Raw genomic sequence first — 17,485 nt, 5'->3', positions numbered from 1 at the left:
AGTGTGACGAAGGATTAGGTGTTGGGCGCCAAGGGAATCTGGATGGAAAAGCGGGTGCCGCCGCCGGCGGGAGAATCGGCCGAGACGGTGCCGCCCAGCGTCCCGGTTACCAGATTGTAGACGATGTGCAGCCCCAGGCCCGAGCCGCCGCTGCCCCGCCTGGTGGTGAAGAAGGGGTCGAAGATGCGGCCCAGGTTCTCGGGCGCGATGCCCTTGCCGTCATCGGCGTAGACCAGCCGCACGCCCGTCTTGCCGTCGCGCTCCACCGTGATGGACAGGGTTCCCGGCCGGCCCTGGTCATAGCCGTGGACCAGCGAGTTCATGACGAAATTGCTCAACACCTGGGACAGGGCGCCGGGATAGCTGTCCATGACGATGCCGTCGGGGCAGTCGAGGCGCACCGCGTGGCCGGCCTGACGCAGATGGGGGCCCAGGCTGGACAGGGTCTCGCGGATATAGGCGGCCAGGTCGAAACGCCGGCGTTCCGAGGTGGTGCGGTCCACCGCCACCTGCTTGAAGCTGCGGATCAGGTCGGCGGCGCGCTCGCAATTGGACAGGATCAGGCCGGTGGTGTCCTTGACCGTGGCCATGAAGCGCTCGAAATCCTCGACCGAGATGTCGTCGGCCTCGAACAGCTTGGTCATGGAGGCGGTGGAATCGGCCAGATGGGAGGCGCACGACAGCGCGATGCCCACGGGGGTGTTGATCTCGTGGGCGACGCCGCCCACCAGGGCGCCCAGCGAGGCCAGCTTTTCCGCCTGGACCAGGGATTCCTGGGCGGCCTTCAGGCTTTCCAGGGCATCCTCGGCCTCGACCCGGCGCCGGCCCAGTTCCTGGTTGACCGAGGCCAACTGGGCCTGCAGGCGGTCGGAGACGCGCACCAGGCGGCGCTGTTCGCGAACACTGCGGCTATAGGCCTCGATCAGCGAGGCGATGCCGTCTTTGACCGGTTCGGGCGCGGATTCGAGCTGGCGGCGCAGTTCCTCGGCCTGCTCAAGGCTCTTCTCCTCGGCGTCGAAGAGGTTGAAACCGTTCAAGGGGCCTACTCGACCGCCACCAGATTGAAGGTGACGTGGGCGAGGTCCTCGCTGAAATCCTCGCCGAACTCCTTCATGGTGTCGTCGTCGGGGGCGTAGAACCAGTTGACGGTCAGCCGGCAGCCGGCCCCGGCCGCCTGGTCGAGCATCTGGAACATGTTCATCAGCGCCTTGGCGCTGGAGCTGTTGAAATAGGCCAGGTCGAAGTCGAAGGTCACCTCACGGCCGCCGGCCGAGCCGAGAAAGGGCTCCAGGGCGGCGAAAATGGGGCCGAACACCGCCGACGCGTCCTCGGGATAGGATTCGCCCTTCAGGCTGAGGCGCCCGGCGGCGAAATCGAAATCCACCGCGGGCGAGCGTTCCGTAGCCGCGATCGTCAAATTGTCCATAACCACCTCAGATGGATACCTTCATGCAGAAGAAGAACTTCTGGTCGTCGATGGGGTCGAAATCGAATTCGATGGGCTCGCTGGCGCGCCGGGCGATTTCGATCAGGCCGATGGTGGCGCCCTTGCTCTGTTCCTCGGGGGCCTCCTTCAACTGCTCCTTGTAGTAGGCCTTGATGGCGTCGCGGTCCATGGAGCGCAGCCGTTCCAGCCTTTCCCGCAGCCGGGGCTCGTCCGTGGCCAGTACCACGTTGGCGCAGACGATGAAGAAGCGGTCGTTCTCGGTGCCGATGGTCACCATGCCCGACGACAGCTCGATGGACTGGCCCTTGTCGCTGGACAGCTTTTCGGCGGAATAGCGGATGATGTTCTGGGCCTGCTCGACGAAGACGGAGAAAACCTTCTTCACCGTGCTGACGTTGGCGTCCTCCAGCGTCATCTTCTGGCGCAGCGCGTTGCCCAGGGAATAGAGGATCTCCTCGGACAGGTAGCCTGAGAACGAGAAGATGATGCCGCGCTGGTCGAGGTCGTGCTTGAACGACCTGTAATGTTTGGCAAGCATGATGGCTACCCGTTGCCGTCACCAAGATCATGGACGGTATCATCGGGGGCGGGGGCGCTCAAGCCGTCTTGCACAGGATCGATGCCCTCGGCCCCCGGACCGGGGGACGGACGCAGCCGCACGGTGAAGCGCGAGCCGGCGTTCAGGCGGCTGTCCACGGTCACCGCGCCTCCGTGCATCTCGACGATCTGGCGGACCATGTGCAGGCCGATGCCGGACCCGGGAATACCCTTGGAATTGGCGGCGCGGTGGAAGCGCTCGAAGATGTGGGGCAGGTCGCCGGGGGGGATGCCCATGCCCTGGTCGGTGACCGAGATGGCCAGGTCGGCGCCGTCCTGGGCGGCGGTCACCGTCACTTCCGAGCCCGCCGGGGAATACTTCACGGCGTTGCCCACCAGATTGTTGATCACCAGGGCGATCATGCCGGGATCGCCCCAGACGGCCAGCTCGGGCGCCACCTGGGCGCGGTAGAGGTGGGTGGGCGACGCCACCCGGTAATGGGCCAGGGTGACCTCGATCATGGGGCCGATGGCGAAGGACTTCTCGTGCAGCACGATGCGGCCGCTGTCCAGCTGTTCGTCGGCCAGGCAGGTGTCGATCAGGCCCAGCAGGCGCTGCACGCCGCCCCGGATGGTGTCCAGGCGGGCCACGCCGCCGGGGTCGCTTTTCTCCACCCGGATACGCAGCATCTGGGCCGAGGAATCGATGATGGCCAGCGGCGTGCGGAATTCGTGGCTGACCATGGACAGGAACTGGCGCAGCTGGTTCTTGGCCTCGGTCTCGCGCAGCAGGGCGGTCTCGGCGCGGGTCTTGGAGCGGGCCAGGGCCGCGTTGCTTTCGCGCAGTTCCGAGGTGCGGTCCTCGACCTTGGCCTCCAGCGAGGCGTTCAACTCGGACAGCTCGGTGTTCAGGCGCTCGATGGTGGTGATGTCGCTCCAGGCGCGCAGGGCGGCCACCAGGGCGGTGAACATCTTCTGGGCGGTCAGTTCCGCCTTGCTCTTGTAGTCGTTGATGTCGTAGCCCAGAACCACGTCGCGCTCGGGCGCGTCGCCGGGCTGGCCGGTGCGCAGGATGATGCGGATGCGGCGGTTGCCCAATTCGTCGCGGATGTGGCGGACCAGGCGCAGACCGGCGTCCGGGGTCTCCATCACCACGTCCAGCAGCACCACGGGAATTTCCGGCTGCAGGTCCAGGATGGCGGCGGCCTCGGCGGCCGAGGTGGCCTCGATGCACTTGAACGGCCGGCCCTGGTAGCTGAGATCGCGCAGGATGACCTGGGTCATCTGGTGGACCTGCTCGTCGTCATCGACGATCAGGATCGGCCAGGGCGGCGCCGAAGTCTGGGGGGCGGAGCGATCGCCACGGGGCTTGAGCGAAAGTTTGCGCGGCTCCGCCATCGGCTACCTTAGGCCGACCGGCGCGGCGAAGGCGTAGCCGACGCTGTGGACCGATTCGATGGGCAGCGGGTGGCCGAAGCTTTGATCGCCCTTGGCCCTCAGGCGCCGCACCATGGAATCCACCGAACGGTCGGCCGGGTCCCAGCCGCGCTTGCCCAGCGCCCGGAAGATCTCGTCGCGCGACACCGGCTCGCCCGGGCGGGTCACCAGCAGCGAGACGAAGACCCGCTCGTTGCCGGTCAGCTTGATGGACTTGCCGTCGGGCGCGATCAGCGTCCAGGTCAGCTGGTCGTAGATCCACTCGGTGGGTACGGCGGGCGCGGCGGCGGCGGCGGCGGCGGCGGGCGGGGCGGCCTCGTGCGCCGGGCGCGGCTCACCCGTGCCGGGCGGCGCGGCCGAGACCCGCATGCGCCGCGCCAGGGTCCGGACCTGGGCCTCCAGCTCGCGCAGCTCCACCGGCTTGACCATGTAGACGTCGGCGCCGACCTCCAGGCCGACCACGCGGTCCACGTTCAGCCCGCGCGCCGTCAGCATGATGATGCCCACGTCGGAGTGGGATCGCAGCCGGCCGGCGATGGAGAAGCCGCCTTCGCCCGGCAGGTTGATGTCCAGAATGATGATTTCGACGGGACGTTCATCCAGGGCGCGGTCAAGCTCCTTGCCGTCGCCGCAGCCGACAACGTCGTGCCCGCACGCCGAAAGGTATTCGACCAGATCCGCCCGAAGAGGAGCTTCGTCCTCGACCACCGCGATCCGCGCCATGGGGTCAAGCCTCCAGAACAATTTCGACAGGGAAATCATAAACACCGAGTTACGTACAATAACAAGTCGTTGCACCATGTGACGCAATGTGGTGCCGGGTCGGCTCCGATGCGTGCCGCCATTCCCGGAGGCCAGTGGACATGCCGCTTTCATGGGGTATCGGCGCCGTCAGAATTCGTCACTTTGCTGTGAGGTTATAGCCATAAGGCATATAGTCCTTAACGGGACTTATTCTAAAGAACCTGCCGTCTGTTCCGGCGCGGACCACGGGGCGGCGGTGGCGCAAGGGCGGATCGAAGTCCTATAATGGTGTGTCGACCGAAGGATGTTCGCGTGACAATTGCTGCTGACTTGTGACTCGCGCCGGTTCGCGTCCATTGCCCTTCGGCGGCGACGTCATTGCCGCCGGGGCGTACGGCTGCGCTTCAGCCTGGGAGGCGGGTCGGGGTCCTCGGCGGGAAAGCCCGGCGGCGGGGATTTGGGGGCGGGCTCCATGGCCAGCGGCGGCGGCGGCGGAGGAGGAGGAGGAGGAGGTGGTGGTGGTGGTGGTGGTGGCTCCGGCGGCGGCAGGGCGGGGGGCGGCGGTGAAGCGGTCTCGGTTTGAGGCAGCGCGTTCATCTGGGTGCTCAGCACCTCGACGGTTTGCAGCAGGGCTTGCAGCTTGGCCTTGAGGTCGTCGATGGAGGCGGCTTCCGGCGGGGCGGGGGGCTTGGCCCTGCGCGTCCTGGCCGGCTTGGTTTTCACGGCCAGGGCCGAGGACCCGCCGTTGAGGAAGGCGCCCAGCCAGCGCTCCACCAGTTCGGGCGTGGCTCCCATGGCGGCGGCCACCTGTTCGCGGCTTTCGCCGCCCAGCACCCGCATCACCGCCTCGGTCTTCTGGCGGTTGCCGAATCGCTTGCGCATGGGCGCCGCCGGCACCGGGAGGGAGGCCGTCGCATGGGTTGGGGCCGCCACGGACACCGCCTGAACCGTCCGGGGCGCCGAGGGCGTGGCGGAAATGCGGCCGGGAGTTGGGGCGGGCGGGGCGGCGGCGGGTTGGGGCGTGCCGCCCAGGGCCTGCTTGATCTGGTCCAGGCCGGGCTTGTCGGGCTGTGAATCCGCTGCGGCGGACGGCGCCAGGCGCAGCGCAGCCTCGTGCTCCGGGGGCGACAGGCGGGCGATGATCTTCTCCACCTCGGCGCGGGCCGTGGCGGCGGCCTCGGTCACCGGCCGGAACAGAATGCGCTTTTCGATATGCTCCAGCAGGACGGCGGAATCCCTGGCATAGGCCAGCGGCACCGAAGGCGCGGCCCCCGCCGTGTGCTGGACGAAGCGCCGGACGCGGGCCGGAATGCGCCGCAGCAGACCGGCGCGGCGGGTGGACAGCACCTTGAAGTCCATCACCCGAACCAGCAGGGCGCCATGACGCTTGGGGTGCAGGTGTTCGAACAGGTATTCGATCAGCTCGACCTCGGCGAATTCCAGGATCAGGAAGCTCTTTTCCTGGGCCTGCCAGTTCAGGACGAAATTGCTGATCTCGGCCAGCTGGGCCGCCATCTGGTCGCCGAAGACGGCGGGGTCGAGCATGGTCCAGGCCTTGCCGCTGGTCATGGGCAGGCGGCCGGGGCGGCCGAAATTGCGGGTCAGGTTGCGGGCGACGGCCAGAAGCACCCGGTTGTCGGAATGCCGCGTGCCGCGCGGAAAGCAGTCGTGCAGCAGATCGGCGGCCTGGAAATCCATGGCCGGGGGCGGATCGCTCAGCAGACGGTCCAGGGATTGGAGATTGCCCGGGACCACCACCTCACCCCTGTCCGGCAACTGGCGCAACGCCGAGCGCAGCCGATCCAGCGCCGTCTCAGGGTCGAAGGCCGGAACGGCGTCGGGTTCGGACATCTCGGATGGCAGAACCGGCGGCGGCGCGGCCGAGGCCATGCCGCCGGTCATGGACTGTCTGCCGGCACGATGAAGCAGGCGGGCCACGCCGCCGCGCACGTTCTGAGCCAGGGCGTGCCGCTCGGCGGGGTCGGCAAGATAGCGCCAGCTGGCGGCCAGCCGCCCCAGGCCCTGGCGGAGCGGCGCAAGCAGGCCGCCCCCGCCGGTCGAAACGGAATGTTCGGCAGCCTCGCTGACGGTCAGCCACCCGCCCTCGGCGGCCGGGGCCGGCCGGCCGTCGCCATCCGTTTCGGGTGGCATATGCGATTCCGTTTCGGGCGAATCCGTCCGTTTCATCCCTGTGGGGCCTCCATTGGGCGCGGAATTTACCCCAACCTCCGGCACAGGTCCAATCGAACCCGTGATTGCCCGCCACGATCCCCTCCCTGCGTAAATGTTACAGTATAACATGCCGCTTGCATTCGGACTCGGGGACGGGTAAGACTTAAGTTTGATGGTTCCGACGGCTCTCCCATGGGGCCCGAGGTGAAAAGGGAACGCGGTCAAGGGCTTCGACGCCCCCAGCCCGCGGCTGCCCCCGCAACTGTATGCGGAGAGGTTCCGCCCGTTTTGGAACGCCACTGGTTGCGGCCCCGATTCCACCGGGGGCCGTGTCGAACCGGGAAGGCTGGGGCAGGACCTTTGACCCGCGAGCCAGGAGACCTGCCATCATCGTCGCGTGCGCGCGCTTCTCCGGGCGGGGTGTTCCGGATACAGGTGGACTTGCGCCGCATTCTTTTGGGGTGGATTTCAACATGAAGACTGGAACTTTCGCCATCGGACTGGCCGTTGCCGCCGGACTTTGCCTGGCTTTTACCCCGGCGCGGGCCGAGGAGGCCGAGGCGGTCAAGGGATTGTGGGAGCGCGACACGCTGACCGGCGACTGGGGCGGGCTGCGCACCCATCTGGCCGAGAAGGGTATCAAGGTGACGGCCACCTATACCGCCGAGATGCTGGGCAATCCTTCGGGCGGCATCAAGCGCCGCATGGTCGGCAATGGCCTGCTGTGGGCCGATGTGGATGCCGACCTGGAACAGGCGATGGGCTGGAAGGGCGGCGCCTTTCACGTCACCGGCCTGCATGTCCAGGGGCGCCAGCTGTCGGCCAATTTCATCGGCAACCTGATTCCGGTGCGCGACATCGAGGCGGCGCCCTCGACCCGCCTGTTCTCCCTGTGGCTGCAGCAGAGCGTGCTGGACGACAAGGTGTCGCTGCGCTTCGGCCAGGTGCCCATGCAGGAGGAGTTCTTCACCTCGGTGGTGGCCACCAATCTGGTCAATTCGGCCTTCGGCTGGCCGGGGGCCTTCGCCGCCAACATGCAGAGCGGCGGCGGCGGCTTTCCCGTATCCAACCTGGGCACGCGGCTCAAGGTCCAGCCCACCGAGGAACTGGCGTTCCTGGCCGGTGTGTTCACCGGCAACGTGGCCCCCGGAACCAATGTGGGCAACGACGCCCAGAAGCGCAACCGCAGCGGCGTGGATTATACCGTCGACCAGCCGCCGGTGTGGATGTTCGAAAGCCAGTACGGCCTGAACCAGGCCAAGGGGGCGGCGGGCCTGCCCCAGATGTTCAAGATGGGCGGCTGGTACTACAACGGCCGGGCCACCGATCAGCGCTATGACCTTGCCGGCGTGTCGCTGGGCAGCAATGCGGCGGGTGCCGCCAAGACGCATCGCGGCAACTGGGCCATGTACGGCATCTATGACGGCATGCTGTTCAAGGAAGCCGGCACCGAGGATCTGGGCCTGTCGGCCTTCCTGCGGGTGACGGGGTTGCCCGACGACCGCAACCAGATGCCGTTCTATTTCGACACCGGCCTCAGCTACAAGGGGCCCCTGGACGGGCGCGACGACGACGTGGCGGCCATCGGCTTCGCCTATGGCAAAATGAGCTCGGCTCTGGCCGCCCGCGATGCCGACGCCAGGCGCCTGGGCACCGCCACCGCCCCCGACCATGATTACGAGGCGGCCATCGAACTGATCTACCGCTATCAGGTGACGCCCTGGCTGACCCTGGTGCCCGACGCCCAGTACATCTTCCATCCCGGCGGCACCACCACGCTTCCCGAGAATTCGCGCAAGACCATCCCCGACGCCACGGTGATCGGCCTTCGGACCGTGTTCAAGCTGTAGGTTCTTGCGGATTCCCAAAGCGTCGATTATACCTTGCGGGCGGAGCCGGGAAGGGGGTGTCAACCCCTTGATTTTCAAAGGCCCCGCCCGCAGCCAGGACGTCTAGACCAGCAGGAGAGACTTTGATGCAGGTCCGCATCTATCGCCCCGCCAAGACCGCCATGCAATCGGGCCGGGGTGGCAACGCCAAGTCCTGGGTTCTGGAATATGAGCCGGCGGCTCCCAAGCAGCCCGACAACCTGATGGGCTGGCTGGGCTCGACCGACACCACCTCGCAGGTGCGCGTCAAGTTCGCCACCATGGAAGAAGCCGTGGCCTTCGCCAAGAAGAAGGGCCTGGACTACCAGGTGGCCACCGAGAACGCCCGCCTGCAGAAGCCCAAGAACTACGCCGACAATTTCCGCTTCGACAAGCTGGAATTCGGCCGCTTCTAAGCGCCGTCAAGCGGCAACGGGCGCCCTTAGCTCAGTTGGATAGAGCAGCCGCCTTCTAAGCGGCAGGTCGCTGGTTCGAGCCCAGCAGGGCGCGCCAACGCCTGCCGTCGCGCTGCCTCAGTGCGGCATCCTCAGCCATCCGTACCGCGCGGTCATGATGAAGGTATCCTGCCACGGGCCGGCCACCAGCGACACCTTGTCGCCCGGACGCGGATGCGGCATTGCCCGCTCGAGGTCCTCGATGGCCTGCTTGATCAGCACGTGCGACGTGGTGACGGTGACGGTGTTGGTGTTGGTCTGTGCGGTCATGATCTTGCCCACCCCTGGCGTTTCGCTCGCCTCGCCGGAAGTCCCGGAAAATTCGAGGCAACTTATTGTAGCTATTCCAATCCCCGCCCATGGGCGCGCATCCGGTGGGGTGGGCGGCGTGGTGGTATAAGCTTCGTAAACCCCATAAAATTGTTGTCTACCAATGGGTTATTCCCATACTTTCGTCGTCTCGGAGATTGCGTAAGGTGATTGCCGTGTAACTTCGAGTGGAAAGGGCGGGCAACATGGAGGGGTGCGTCGGGCGGCGTGCCCTGCTAGACTGTCTCGTCGTCCATCCGCAGGGGAAGCGCTCGTGACCGCCCGAAAGTCCGCCAGCAACGACCGCCGCGTCGATGATCGCCACGAAGGCGAAGGCCTGTTCATGCTGTTCGACGGCATCCTGGTGGAGGTCGTCGACATCTCCATCGGCGGGCTGAAGTTCCGGCGGCCGCCCGGCCTGCTCAGCCACGGCTACCGCTTCACCTTCGAACTGCGCTCGGCCTACGAGGATCCCAATCCCCTGGCCAAGGGCGTCGCCGTGGTGCGCGCGCTCGGCTCCGACTGGGTGGCGGTGGAATTCGTGCGTCCCACCTTCTCGCTGATGAAGGTGGTGGGGCGCCACATCGGCCGTCTGCTGGTCGGCCGCTCCCATCTGTTCCGGCACTGATGAAGCTCAACGCCATCGAGGCGGGTCCCGGCGCTCCGGACGGGGTGCCGCTGCTGATCCTGCACGGCTTGCTGGGCTCGGCCCGCAACTGGGGCGCGGTGGTCAAGGCCCTGGGCGAGAGGCGCCGGGTGCTGGCGCTGGACATGCCCAACCACGGCGCCAGCCCGTGGAGCGAGGTCATGGACTATCCCTTCATGGCCCGCGAGGTGGCGGCGGTCATCGAGCACCTGGGCGGCCGGGCGGCGGTGATGGGCCATTCCATGGGCGGCAAGGCGGCCATGACCCTGGCGCTTTCCCGTCCCGAGATGGTGGAGCGTCTGGTGGTGGTGGACATCGCGCCGGTGACCTACAACCACACCTTCGCCCCCTTCGTGAAGGCCATGCGCGCCGCCCCCCTGGCCGAGGCCGGGTCGCGCGGTGAGGTGGAGGCCGCCCTGGCCCGTACCGTGATCGACAAGGGCGTGCGCGCCTTCCTGATGCAGAATCTGGAGGGTGGCGCCGGCGGCTACCGCTGGCGGCCCAACCTGGCGGTGCTGAACGCCCATATGACCGACATCATGGAGTTCCCGGATTTCCCCGAGGGCACCCGGTACGACGGTCCCGCCCTGTTCGTGGCGGGCGAGACATCGGAATATGTCCGCCCGGCCTATCACGCCGCCATCACCCGCCTTTTTCCCCGGGCGGAGATCGTGCAGATCCCCGGCGCCGGCCATTGGGTCCACGCCGACAACCCCGCCGCCTTCATGGCGGCCATCGGGCCTTTCCTGTAGTCGTTGCGGCCGCCACCTTCAATTTGATAAAAGTCAAATTCCAAGGTGAGAGGTCGTTTCGAGTGCAGGTCATCGACGCTGTCAAGCTGCAGCGCAATATCATCATGTATGCGGTGCTGGCCATGGCCATGGTGGGGCTTGGGGTGGCCTTCGCGTCCATCGTTCCGCTGCATGCCCAGATGGTGGCCGCCGCCGACCGGGCGTTCGAGCACGGCCTGGACCTGCAGATCGAGGCCTTGCGGGCCAATGTGAGCCGGGCGGGGGAACTCGCTCGCCAGGTCACCAGCCGCAGCGTCATCCGCGACGCCCTGATCACCTATAACCGGGGCGGCATGTCCGCCGACGAATTGCGGGCCTTCACCACCGACAAGCTGGGAGATTCCCTGAAGCTGTCGCGGGAGATGCTGGGCATCACCCGGCTGGGGCCCGATTTGCGGCCGCTGGTCACGGTGGGGCGGCCCGTTCCGTCCGAGCTGTGGAGCCCCGCTCATGGCGAGCCGCCCGTCCTGGGGGCGCCGGCCCTGGTGGAGGGGCGCTGGGTGCTGATGGTCTCGGCGCCGATTCTGGGCCGGGATGGAACGCGGGAGGGGGTCGACGTTCTTTTGCTCGACGCCGAGGGGTTGCGGGCGGTGGTGGCCGATCTTGAAACCCTGGGTCAGACCGGCGAGATCATCGTCGGGCGCGGCCATGGGGCGGGGGCGGACGTGTTCTTTCCCCGCCGGCACGGCGCGCCCGGCGCAGATGACGAGGTGCGCGAGGCGTTCGCCCTGGCTTCCGACGACGCCTCCCCCGTGCTGTTGCAAAATCCCGGGGGCGGCCGCGACGTGGTGCTGGCCCAGCGCCTGCCCGGATCGGACTGGATCGTCGTGATCCGCCAGGACCAGGGGGAACTGCACAGCAATATCGACCGTCTGGTGCTTTCCGTTGCCATCGGGGCCATGGTGCTGGTGGGGTTCGGAATCGCCGGTTTCGTACTGATCCTGCGGCCGCTGACCGGACGCCTGCTGGTGCATACCGGCGATCTGCGCCGGCAGATCAAGGATGGGGAGCGGGCGCAGAAAGCTCTGGAGCGCGCCCTGGAGGGAACCATCGAGGCGGTGGCCTCGACCATCGAAGTGCGCGATCCCTATACCGCCGGACACCAGCGCCGGGTGGCGGACATCGCGGTGGCCATCGGGCAGGAATTGGGCCTATCCGCGCAGCGTCTCAAGGGCCTGCACGTGGCGGGGACCATCCACGACATCGGCAAGATCGGCATTCCGGCCGAGATGCTGACCCGGCCCGGCCGGCTGTCGCCCCTGGAATTCGACATCATCCGCAGCCATGCCGCCGACGGCTGCGACATCCTGGACGGGGTCGAGTTTCCCTGGCCGGTGGCCGACATGGTGCGCCATCACCACGAGCGCATGGACGGCAGCGGCTATCCCGACGGGCTGAAGGGCGACGAGATTCTGTTCGAGGCGCGCATCCTGGCGGTGGCCGACGTGGTCGAGGCCATCGCCTCGGACCGTCCCTACCGCGCCGCCCTGGGGCTGGAGGTAGCCATGAACGAGATCATCGCCTATCGCGGGACCCGCTTCGACGCCGAAGTGGTGGATGCCTGCCGGACGCTGGTGGCCGAGGGCCGCCTGCCTTTGGCTCCGGCTCAGTAATCCGCCAGGGGATGGGGCGGATTCTCGTCCGGGTGATCGCGGAACTCCGCCTTGATGCGCAGGACTTCATCCAGGTCGGAGAGAAAGGCGTCGACGCAGGCCGGATCGAAATGGCGCCCCCGCTGCTCCTCGAGGAAGGCCACCGCCTTTTCCACGCTCCACGGCGTCTTGTAGGGCCGGGTCGAGGTCAGCGCGTCGAACACGTCGGCCACGGCGACGATGCGGCCCTCCATGGGGATGGCCTCGCCGGCCAGCCCGGCGGGATAGCCGCTGCCGTCGTACTTTTCGTGATGGGTCCGCGCGATCAGGGCGGCCAGGCGGACCAGTTGCGACGAACTGTCCTTGAGGATGTCCCAGCCGTACGAGGCATGCTGCTTCATCACCACGAACTCCGTCTCGGTCAGGCGGTCGGGTTTGAGCAGGATCATGTCGGGAATACCCACCTTGCCCACGTCGTGCATGGGCGCGGCCAGCTCCAGCCTGTCCACCGCCTCGGCCTCGAAACCCAGGCGGCGGGCGATCAGGGCGCTGTAGCGCGCCATGCGCTCGATATGGGCGCCGGTCTCGGGGTCGCGGTATTCGGCGGCCTTGGACAGCCGCATCACCAGTTCCTCGGCGGCGCGGTCGTGAAGCGCCAGGCGCGATGCCCGAAGGGCCAGCAGGTTGCGGGTGCGCGCCATCAGCTCCGGCCCGTCCACCGGCTTGGTCAGGAAGTCGGCGGCGCCCAGGTCCAGGGCCTTCTGGCGAATCTCGCGCAGGTCCGAGGTGGTGACCATGACGATGGGAATGTCCTGCATGGCCGGGCGCGTCCGCAACTGGGCGATGAATTCCAGCCCGTCCATTTCCGGCATCATGTAATCGGTGAGGATGATGTCGGGGGTGTTGTTCTCGCACCAGGCCAGCGCGGCGACCGCCGAGTCCATGCACACCACCTCGCAGCCGTCGATCTTGATCAGACGGTGCTTGAGCAGCATCAGGTTGGTGGGGTTGTCGTCGATGAGCAGGGCGATCATGGAAAGACTCAGTTCACCGGCAGGGCATAGGCGGTTGCCGACAGCTGGCCGGGCAGGGCCTCGATACGGCTGTGCAGTTCGGCCAGCAGGGGCTCGGTTCCGTCGCCGGCCCGTGCCGCCTGCTCCAGCGCCAGGCAGGAATCGCGGACGGCCAGCAGGCCCAGGCTGGCGGCGGCACCCTTGATGGTATGGGCTTCGCGGCGGACCCGGTCCAGGTCGCCGGCGGGGGCTGCCTGTGCCGCGGCCAGATGGCGGGCGCGGGCGTCCTCCATGAATTTCACCAGAATCTCCACCACGGTGTCGGCCTCGATGTCGGCCGCCAGGGCGTCCAGCACATCCAGGTCGACCGCCTTCGGCGCCGGCGGCGGCGGCGCGGCGGCCGGCTTGGCTTCGCTCGCGCCGGAATAGGGCGCCAGCGCCTCGGCCAGCTTGCGGCGGTCGATGGGCTTGGAGATATAGCCGTTCATGCCGGCATCGAAACACATCTGGTCGTCGCCGCGCATGGCGTTGGCGGTCATGGCGACGATGGGAATCCTGGCGGTCGGGGTATTGAGCGCCCGGATGGCCCTGGTGGCCTCCAGCCCGTCCATTTCGGGCATCTGCACGTCCATCAGCACCAGGTCGTAGGGCAGCAGGCGCACCGCTTCCAGCGCTTCGGCGCCGTCTCCCACCACGTCCACCGTGTGGCCCAGCTTGCGCAGCAGGCCGAGCGCCACCTGCTGGTTCACGGGATTGTCCTCGGCCACCAGGATGCGCAGCCGCTTGCCGCCGGCCTCGGGCAGGGCGGGCTCCTGCTCGTCGTGGTGCGGGCGGTTCTCGGCCCCGGTCACGCCCAGCATCCGGCCGATGGTGTCCAAAAGCGAGGTCTGGCGCAGCGGCTTGTGCAGGAAGGCGTCGATGACGATCTTTTCGCCCAGGTGCTCGGCGGGCATCCCCTGGGACGAGGTGATGATGACCTTGGTGTCCTTCAGCATGGGAATGGCGCGGATCATGCGGACCATTTCCGCGCCGGTGACCATGGGCATCTGGGAATCGATGACCGCCGCCTCCCAGGGCTCGCCCGCAGCGGCGGCCCGGGTCAGCTCGCCCATGCCGGTCCCGGCGTCGGGGCAGGCCTGGACGTGGATGCCGAACGTCTTGAGCTGGCGTTCGATGACGTCGCGGTTGACGTCGTTGTCGTCCACCACCAGCACCCGGCGGCCGACCAGGTCCGGCGCCGCCGCCGCCTGGGGCGCCAGCAGGTCGAGGGGAATGATCACCCAGAAGGTGGAGCCCTTGCCGGGCTCGCTGTCCACGCCGATGCTGCCGCCCATCAGTTCGCTCAGGCGCCGGGAAATGGCCAGGCCCAATCCGGTCCCGCCATAGCGCCGGGCGGTGGAGGAATCCACCTGGGAGAACATGGAGAACAGCCGCGACTGGGCCTCGGGCGCGATGCCGATGCCGGTGTCCTTGATGGCGAAACGCACCATGCGGTCCTGGTCGCCGCCCTCCAGCGGGGCGACTTCGATGGACACGCCGCCCTGATGGGTGAACTTGACGGCGTTGCCGGCCAGATTCATCAGGATCTGGCGCAGGCGGCCGGGATCGCCGCGCACCAGCATGCGCAGCTCTGGCGCGATCAGGCCGGCGATCTCGATACCCTTGGCATGGGCGCGCGGCGCCAGGATATCGAGCACGCTTTCCACCAAAGGCGCCAGTTCGAATTCGGTGAAGTCCAGGTCGAGCTTGCCCGCCTCCATCTTGGAGAAGTCCAGGATGTCGTTGATGACGGTCAGCAGGGATTCGCCCGAATCGCGGATGGTCTCGGCGAAATGGCGCTGTTCCTCGGTCAATCTGGTGTCGAGCAGCAGCCCGGTCATGCCGATCACCCCGTTCATGGGGGTGCGGATCTCGTGGCTCATGGTGGCGAGGAATTCGGACTTGCTGCGGTTGCCGGCCTCCGCCGCCTCCTTGGCCTCGCGCAGCTGGCGTTCCACCAGGCGGCGCTGGGTGATGTCGCGGAAGCCCAGCACGACCCCCACCTGATTGCTGTGTTCCATCACCGGCGAGGCGATGTACTCCACCGGCAGCGGCGTGCCGTCGCGGCGCTTGAAGCTGGCGGCGTCGTCGCGGATGGAGTTCGTCAGGCGCAGCAGGATGGAGTAGAGCCTTCCGGCGGTTTCCATGTCCGAGGCGATGAGGGGCAAGATGTCGCTGCCCACCAGTTCGGCGGGCTCGAAATCCAGCAATTCGGCGGCGGCACGGTTGACGAAGGTGGCTTTGCCGTTGAGATCGATGCCGACGATGCCGTCATCGACGCTTTCCAGAATCGAGTTGTTGCGCTGGGCCAGGCGTTCGGTCTCGGCCTGGGCGGCCTTCAGCCGTTCCTCGGCCTCGATTTCCTCGGTGATGTCGGACGCGGTACCGCGATAGCCGAGGAATTCGCCCCCGGGCCCGAACACCGGCTTGCCGTTGACCTTGAGGAAGCGGCCCGGCCCGTCCATCTCCCTGGTGCGGTAGACGAAGTCGCGGAACGGGCGGCGCGCCTCCATGTCGGCCAGGTTCTGCAGCCGGGCCTCCATGGGGGTTTCGTCGGCGATCATCTCGTCGCGGGTGCGGCCCACATAGTGGCTGGGCAGGGCCTGGGTGTGTTCGGTGAACTGGCCGGAAAAGCCGGTGAAGCGGAGATCGGGGCCCATCTCCCAGAACCAGTCCGAGGTGGACTGGGCGAAATCGCGGAAGCGCTCCTGGCTTTCGGCCATCTCGCGCTCGATGCGCTTGCGTTCCGAGATGTCGCGCAGGATCACCACGAACTGGGGCGATCCGGTGGGGGTCAGGTCGCCGGCGGCCAGTTCGACGGGAAAGGCCTTGCCGCCCCGTCGCCGCGCCATGGTCTCGCGTCCCAGGGCGAAGATTCCGTCCATGCCGCGAATCGCTTCGCCGCCGGCGCCGGCCTGGGGAATCAGCGCGTCGATGCCGATGCCGATGACCTCGTCACGCTCGTAGCCGAAGATGGACAGCAGGGCCGGGTTGACGCTGACGATGGTGCCGCTGGGATCGGCGATGACGATGCCTTCGCCGACGGTGTTGAGAATGGCCTGCAGATGGGCTTCGGCCTGGCGGCGGGATTCCTGGTTGGCGGCCCGCAATTCCTCTTCCATCAGCCGGGCCGAGCGGTCCGACAGGCGCCGTTCGCGGTCGTGCTCCTCGTAGGAATCGCTGATCAGGCGCATCAGCGCGTCGAAATCGGGCGCGCCATCGGCCGTGCCGCGGGCGGCACGGGCCAACTGGCGCTGCAGCAGGCGGTGAAGGGGAAGGGGCGGAGACGTGGACAATCAGCGCTCGGAGATGGTGGTGATGGTCATGGTCTGGTTGTGCAGTTCGCACTTGCCGGTGAAGCCGTGGGGGGAAATCTCGCCATACGAGTAGAAGCCCATCAGGCTGGAGCCCTTGCCCAGGACGTCGGCGACGATCTCCACCTCCTCGGCGATGCGCTGGCCCATCAGCAGCTTGCGGCCGATGCAGCTGACCAGCAGGCCCAGGCAGGGACCGCTCACCGCCGCCGCCGATTCCGCCGCCCGTCCGGCGCCGTCCACCAGGTTGTCGAAATTGCCGCGCATCAGCCGCGCCAGATGGCCGGTGGGCATGTCGCCGGCGAAGATCATCGACTTGGCCTCCTCGTCGATGCCGACGATGGTGCGCACCACCTCGCCGCCGTCGTCGGCGCCCTGGGGGCGGATGGACAGCGGGAACAGCAGGGCGCTGCCCGGCAAGCCCTGGGCCTCGTCGCCGAGATAGCGCTTGTAGAGGTCCAGCGCCGGCTCGCCGTCCAACTCGTAAAGGATGTTGGCGGCCGAGCGGGTGATGGTGCGCGGCGGCCCGAACTCGTCCCAGCCGCCGAAGCTGCCGTGACCGATGGACAGCGAGTCGCCGTAGAAGCCCACCGCCGCCACCCGGCCGGGACGCATGACGTCGTTGCAGCCCACCGCCGTGGATTTGAAGCGGGCGCCATCGCCGGCCAGCCCGCCGGTCACCACCACGTCGGCGGCGACGGCTTCCATGCAGCCGGCCACCAGGGCGTCGCCGTTCACAGTGGTGCCGTCCGACAGAATGAAGATGGCCCGCAGCTCCGGGCCGGCCAGCTGGCGGGCCAGGGTGGTGCCGATGGCCCTGGACTGCGACACGTCGGACAGGTCGTGGGCCATGACGCGCACTTTCGCCCGGTCGAAACCCAGCGCCGACACCACCACCGAATCGTCGATGACCTCGGAGCCCAGGATTTCGCCGCCGGTGGTGCATCCCAGGATGGGAGCATCGCCATAGGCGGCGCGCAAATCGGCCAGAATGGTTTCGCCCGGCAAGGTGCCGGGGGCGGCGAAGTACAGCACCAGGGAGGCCTCGGCGCCGCGATCTCCCGTCACGGTCCAGCCCTGCCCGACCGTCCACAGCCTTTGTTCAATCCACATGGACGCAC

General features: G+C 67.5%; 15 protein-coding genes, 1 tRNA gene and 1 riboswitch. Of the genes, 6 read left to right on the top strand and 10 right to left on the bottom strand.

Translation table 11 applies throughout. The features are described 5' to 3' along the window. Positions 1-14: 14 nt before the first annotated feature. The 6 genes from WV31_RS22690 to WV31_RS21915 form a co-directional block, all read right to left on the bottom strand. On the bottom strand, positions 15-1,037 hold the full coding sequence (locus WV31_RS22690; protein WP_085371884.1) for a sensor histidine kinase: 1,023 nt from the start codon (positions 1,035-1,037) through the stop codon (positions 15-17). A gap of 5 nt (positions 1,038-1,042) precedes the next feature. After that, positions 1,043-1,426, bottom strand: coding sequence for a DUF1987 domain-containing protein (locus tag WV31_RS00765; RefSeq protein WP_085371883.1), 384 nt, complete (start codon positions 1,424-1,426; stop codon positions 1,043-1,045). A 7-nt stretch (positions 1,427-1,433) separates the two neighbouring features. After that, on the bottom strand, positions 1,434-1,985 hold the full coding sequence (locus WV31_RS00760) for a SiaB family protein kinase (protein WP_085371882.1): 552 nt from the start codon (positions 1,983-1,985) through the stop codon (positions 1,434-1,436). 5 nt (positions 1,986-1,990) lie between these two features. Next, positions 1,991-3,382 (bottom strand): ATP-binding response regulator, encoded by a 1,392-nt coding sequence (locus WV31_RS00755; protein ID WP_085371881.1) that lies wholly within the window; start codon positions 3,380-3,382, stop codon positions 1,991-1,993. 3 nt (positions 3,383-3,385) lie between these two features. Continuing rightward, positions 3,386-4,144, bottom strand: a complete 759-nt coding sequence (locus WV31_RS00750; protein ID WP_085371880.1) for a response regulator transcription factor — start codon at positions 4,142-4,144, stop codon at positions 3,386-3,388. Between the two features lie 396 nt (positions 4,145-4,540). Further along, the gene (locus tag WV31_RS21915; RefSeq protein ID WP_237051424.1) at positions 4,541-6,316 is read right to left on the bottom strand and encodes a helix-turn-helix domain-containing protein; all 1,776 of its coding nucleotides are present in this window, start codon (positions 6,314-6,316) and stop codon (positions 4,541-4,543) included. 177 nt (positions 6,317-6,493) lie between these two features. Beyond that, a riboswitch (cobalamin riboswitch) is annotated at positions 6,494-6,740 on the top strand. A gap of 70 nt (positions 6,741-6,810) precedes the next feature. Between WV31_RS21915 and WV31_RS00740 the strand changes: the two genes are divergently transcribed. The 3 genes from WV31_RS00740 (at position 6,811) to WV31_RS00730 (ending at position 8,718) form a co-directional block, all read left to right on the top strand. Further along, positions 6,811-8,187: a carbohydrate porin gene (locus tag WV31_RS00740; protein WP_085375405.1), complete on the top strand. Its 1,377-nt coding sequence runs from the start codon at positions 6,811-6,813 to the stop codon at positions 8,185-8,187. Positions 8,188-8,312: 125 nt separating this feature from the next. After that, positions 8,313-8,621 carry an ETC complex I subunit gene (locus WV31_RS00735; RefSeq protein WP_068436573.1) on the top strand — a complete coding sequence of 103 codons (309 nt, stop codon included), beginning with the start codon at positions 8,313-8,315 and terminating at the stop codon, positions 8,619-8,621. 20 nt (positions 8,622-8,641) lie between these two features. Next, a tRNA-Arg gene (locus WV31_RS00730) sits at positions 8,642-8,718 on the top strand. Between the two features lie 20 nt (positions 8,719-8,738). Here the strand turns inward: WV31_RS00730 and WV31_RS00725 are convergent. Further along, positions 8,739-8,930, bottom strand: coding sequence for a hypothetical protein (locus WV31_RS00725; RefSeq protein ID WP_085375404.1), 192 nt, complete (start codon positions 8,928-8,930; stop codon positions 8,739-8,741). Positions 8,931-9,243: 313 nt separating this feature from the next. Between WV31_RS00725 and WV31_RS00720 the strand changes: the two genes are divergently transcribed. The 3 genes from WV31_RS00720 (at position 9,244) to WV31_RS00710 (ending at position 12,019) form a co-directional block, all read left to right on the top strand. Continuing rightward, entirely contained in the window at positions 9,244-9,597 is a 354-nt protein-coding gene (locus WV31_RS00720; protein WP_237051423.1) for a PilZ domain-containing protein, read from the top strand. Beyond that, positions 9,597-10,367, top strand: coding sequence for an alpha/beta fold hydrolase (locus tag WV31_RS00715; RefSeq protein WP_085371878.1), 771 nt, complete (start codon positions 9,597-9,599; stop codon positions 10,365-10,367). Before WV31_RS00720 ends, WV31_RS00715 begins: the two co-directional genes overlap by 1 nt. A 62-nt stretch (positions 10,368-10,429) precedes the next feature. Next, positions 10,430-12,019, top strand: coding sequence for an HD domain-containing phosphohydrolase (locus tag WV31_RS00710; protein ID WP_206072567.1), 1,590 nt, complete (start codon positions 10,430-10,432; stop codon positions 12,017-12,019). On the opposite strand, the gene WV31_RS00705 is transcribed toward WV31_RS00710, so the two are convergent. Genes WV31_RS00705 through WV31_RS00695 form a run of 3 tightly spaced genes read right to left on the bottom strand, consistent with a single transcriptional unit; the run spans position 12,013 to position 17,477 of the window. Continuing rightward, positions 12,013-13,032 (bottom strand): HD domain-containing phosphohydrolase, encoded by a 1,020-nt coding sequence (locus WV31_RS00705; RefSeq protein ID WP_085371877.1) that lies wholly within the window; start codon positions 13,030-13,032, stop codon positions 12,013-12,015. The two genes, WV31_RS00710 and WV31_RS00705, sit on opposite strands and share 7 nt — an antisense overlap. 8 nt (positions 13,033-13,040) lie before the next feature. Then, on the bottom strand, positions 13,041-16,346 hold the full coding sequence (locus WV31_RS00700; protein WP_085371876.1) for a PAS domain S-box protein: 3,306 nt from the start codon (positions 16,344-16,346) through the stop codon (positions 13,041-13,043). Then, on the bottom strand, positions 16,347-17,477 hold the full coding sequence (locus WV31_RS00695) for an FIST signal transduction protein (protein WP_085371875.1): 1,131 nt from the start codon (positions 17,475-17,477) through the stop codon (positions 16,347-16,349). It abuts the gene before it with no gap. Positions 17,478-17,485: the final 8 nt, after the last annotated feature.

The sequence above is a fragment of the Magnetospirillum sp. ME-1 genome, from assembly GCF_002105535.1.
GTDB lineage: Bacteria > Pseudomonadota > Alphaproteobacteria > Rhodospirillales > Magnetospirillaceae > Phaeospirillum.
This window is presented reverse-complemented; position numbering and strand designations above follow the sequence as displayed.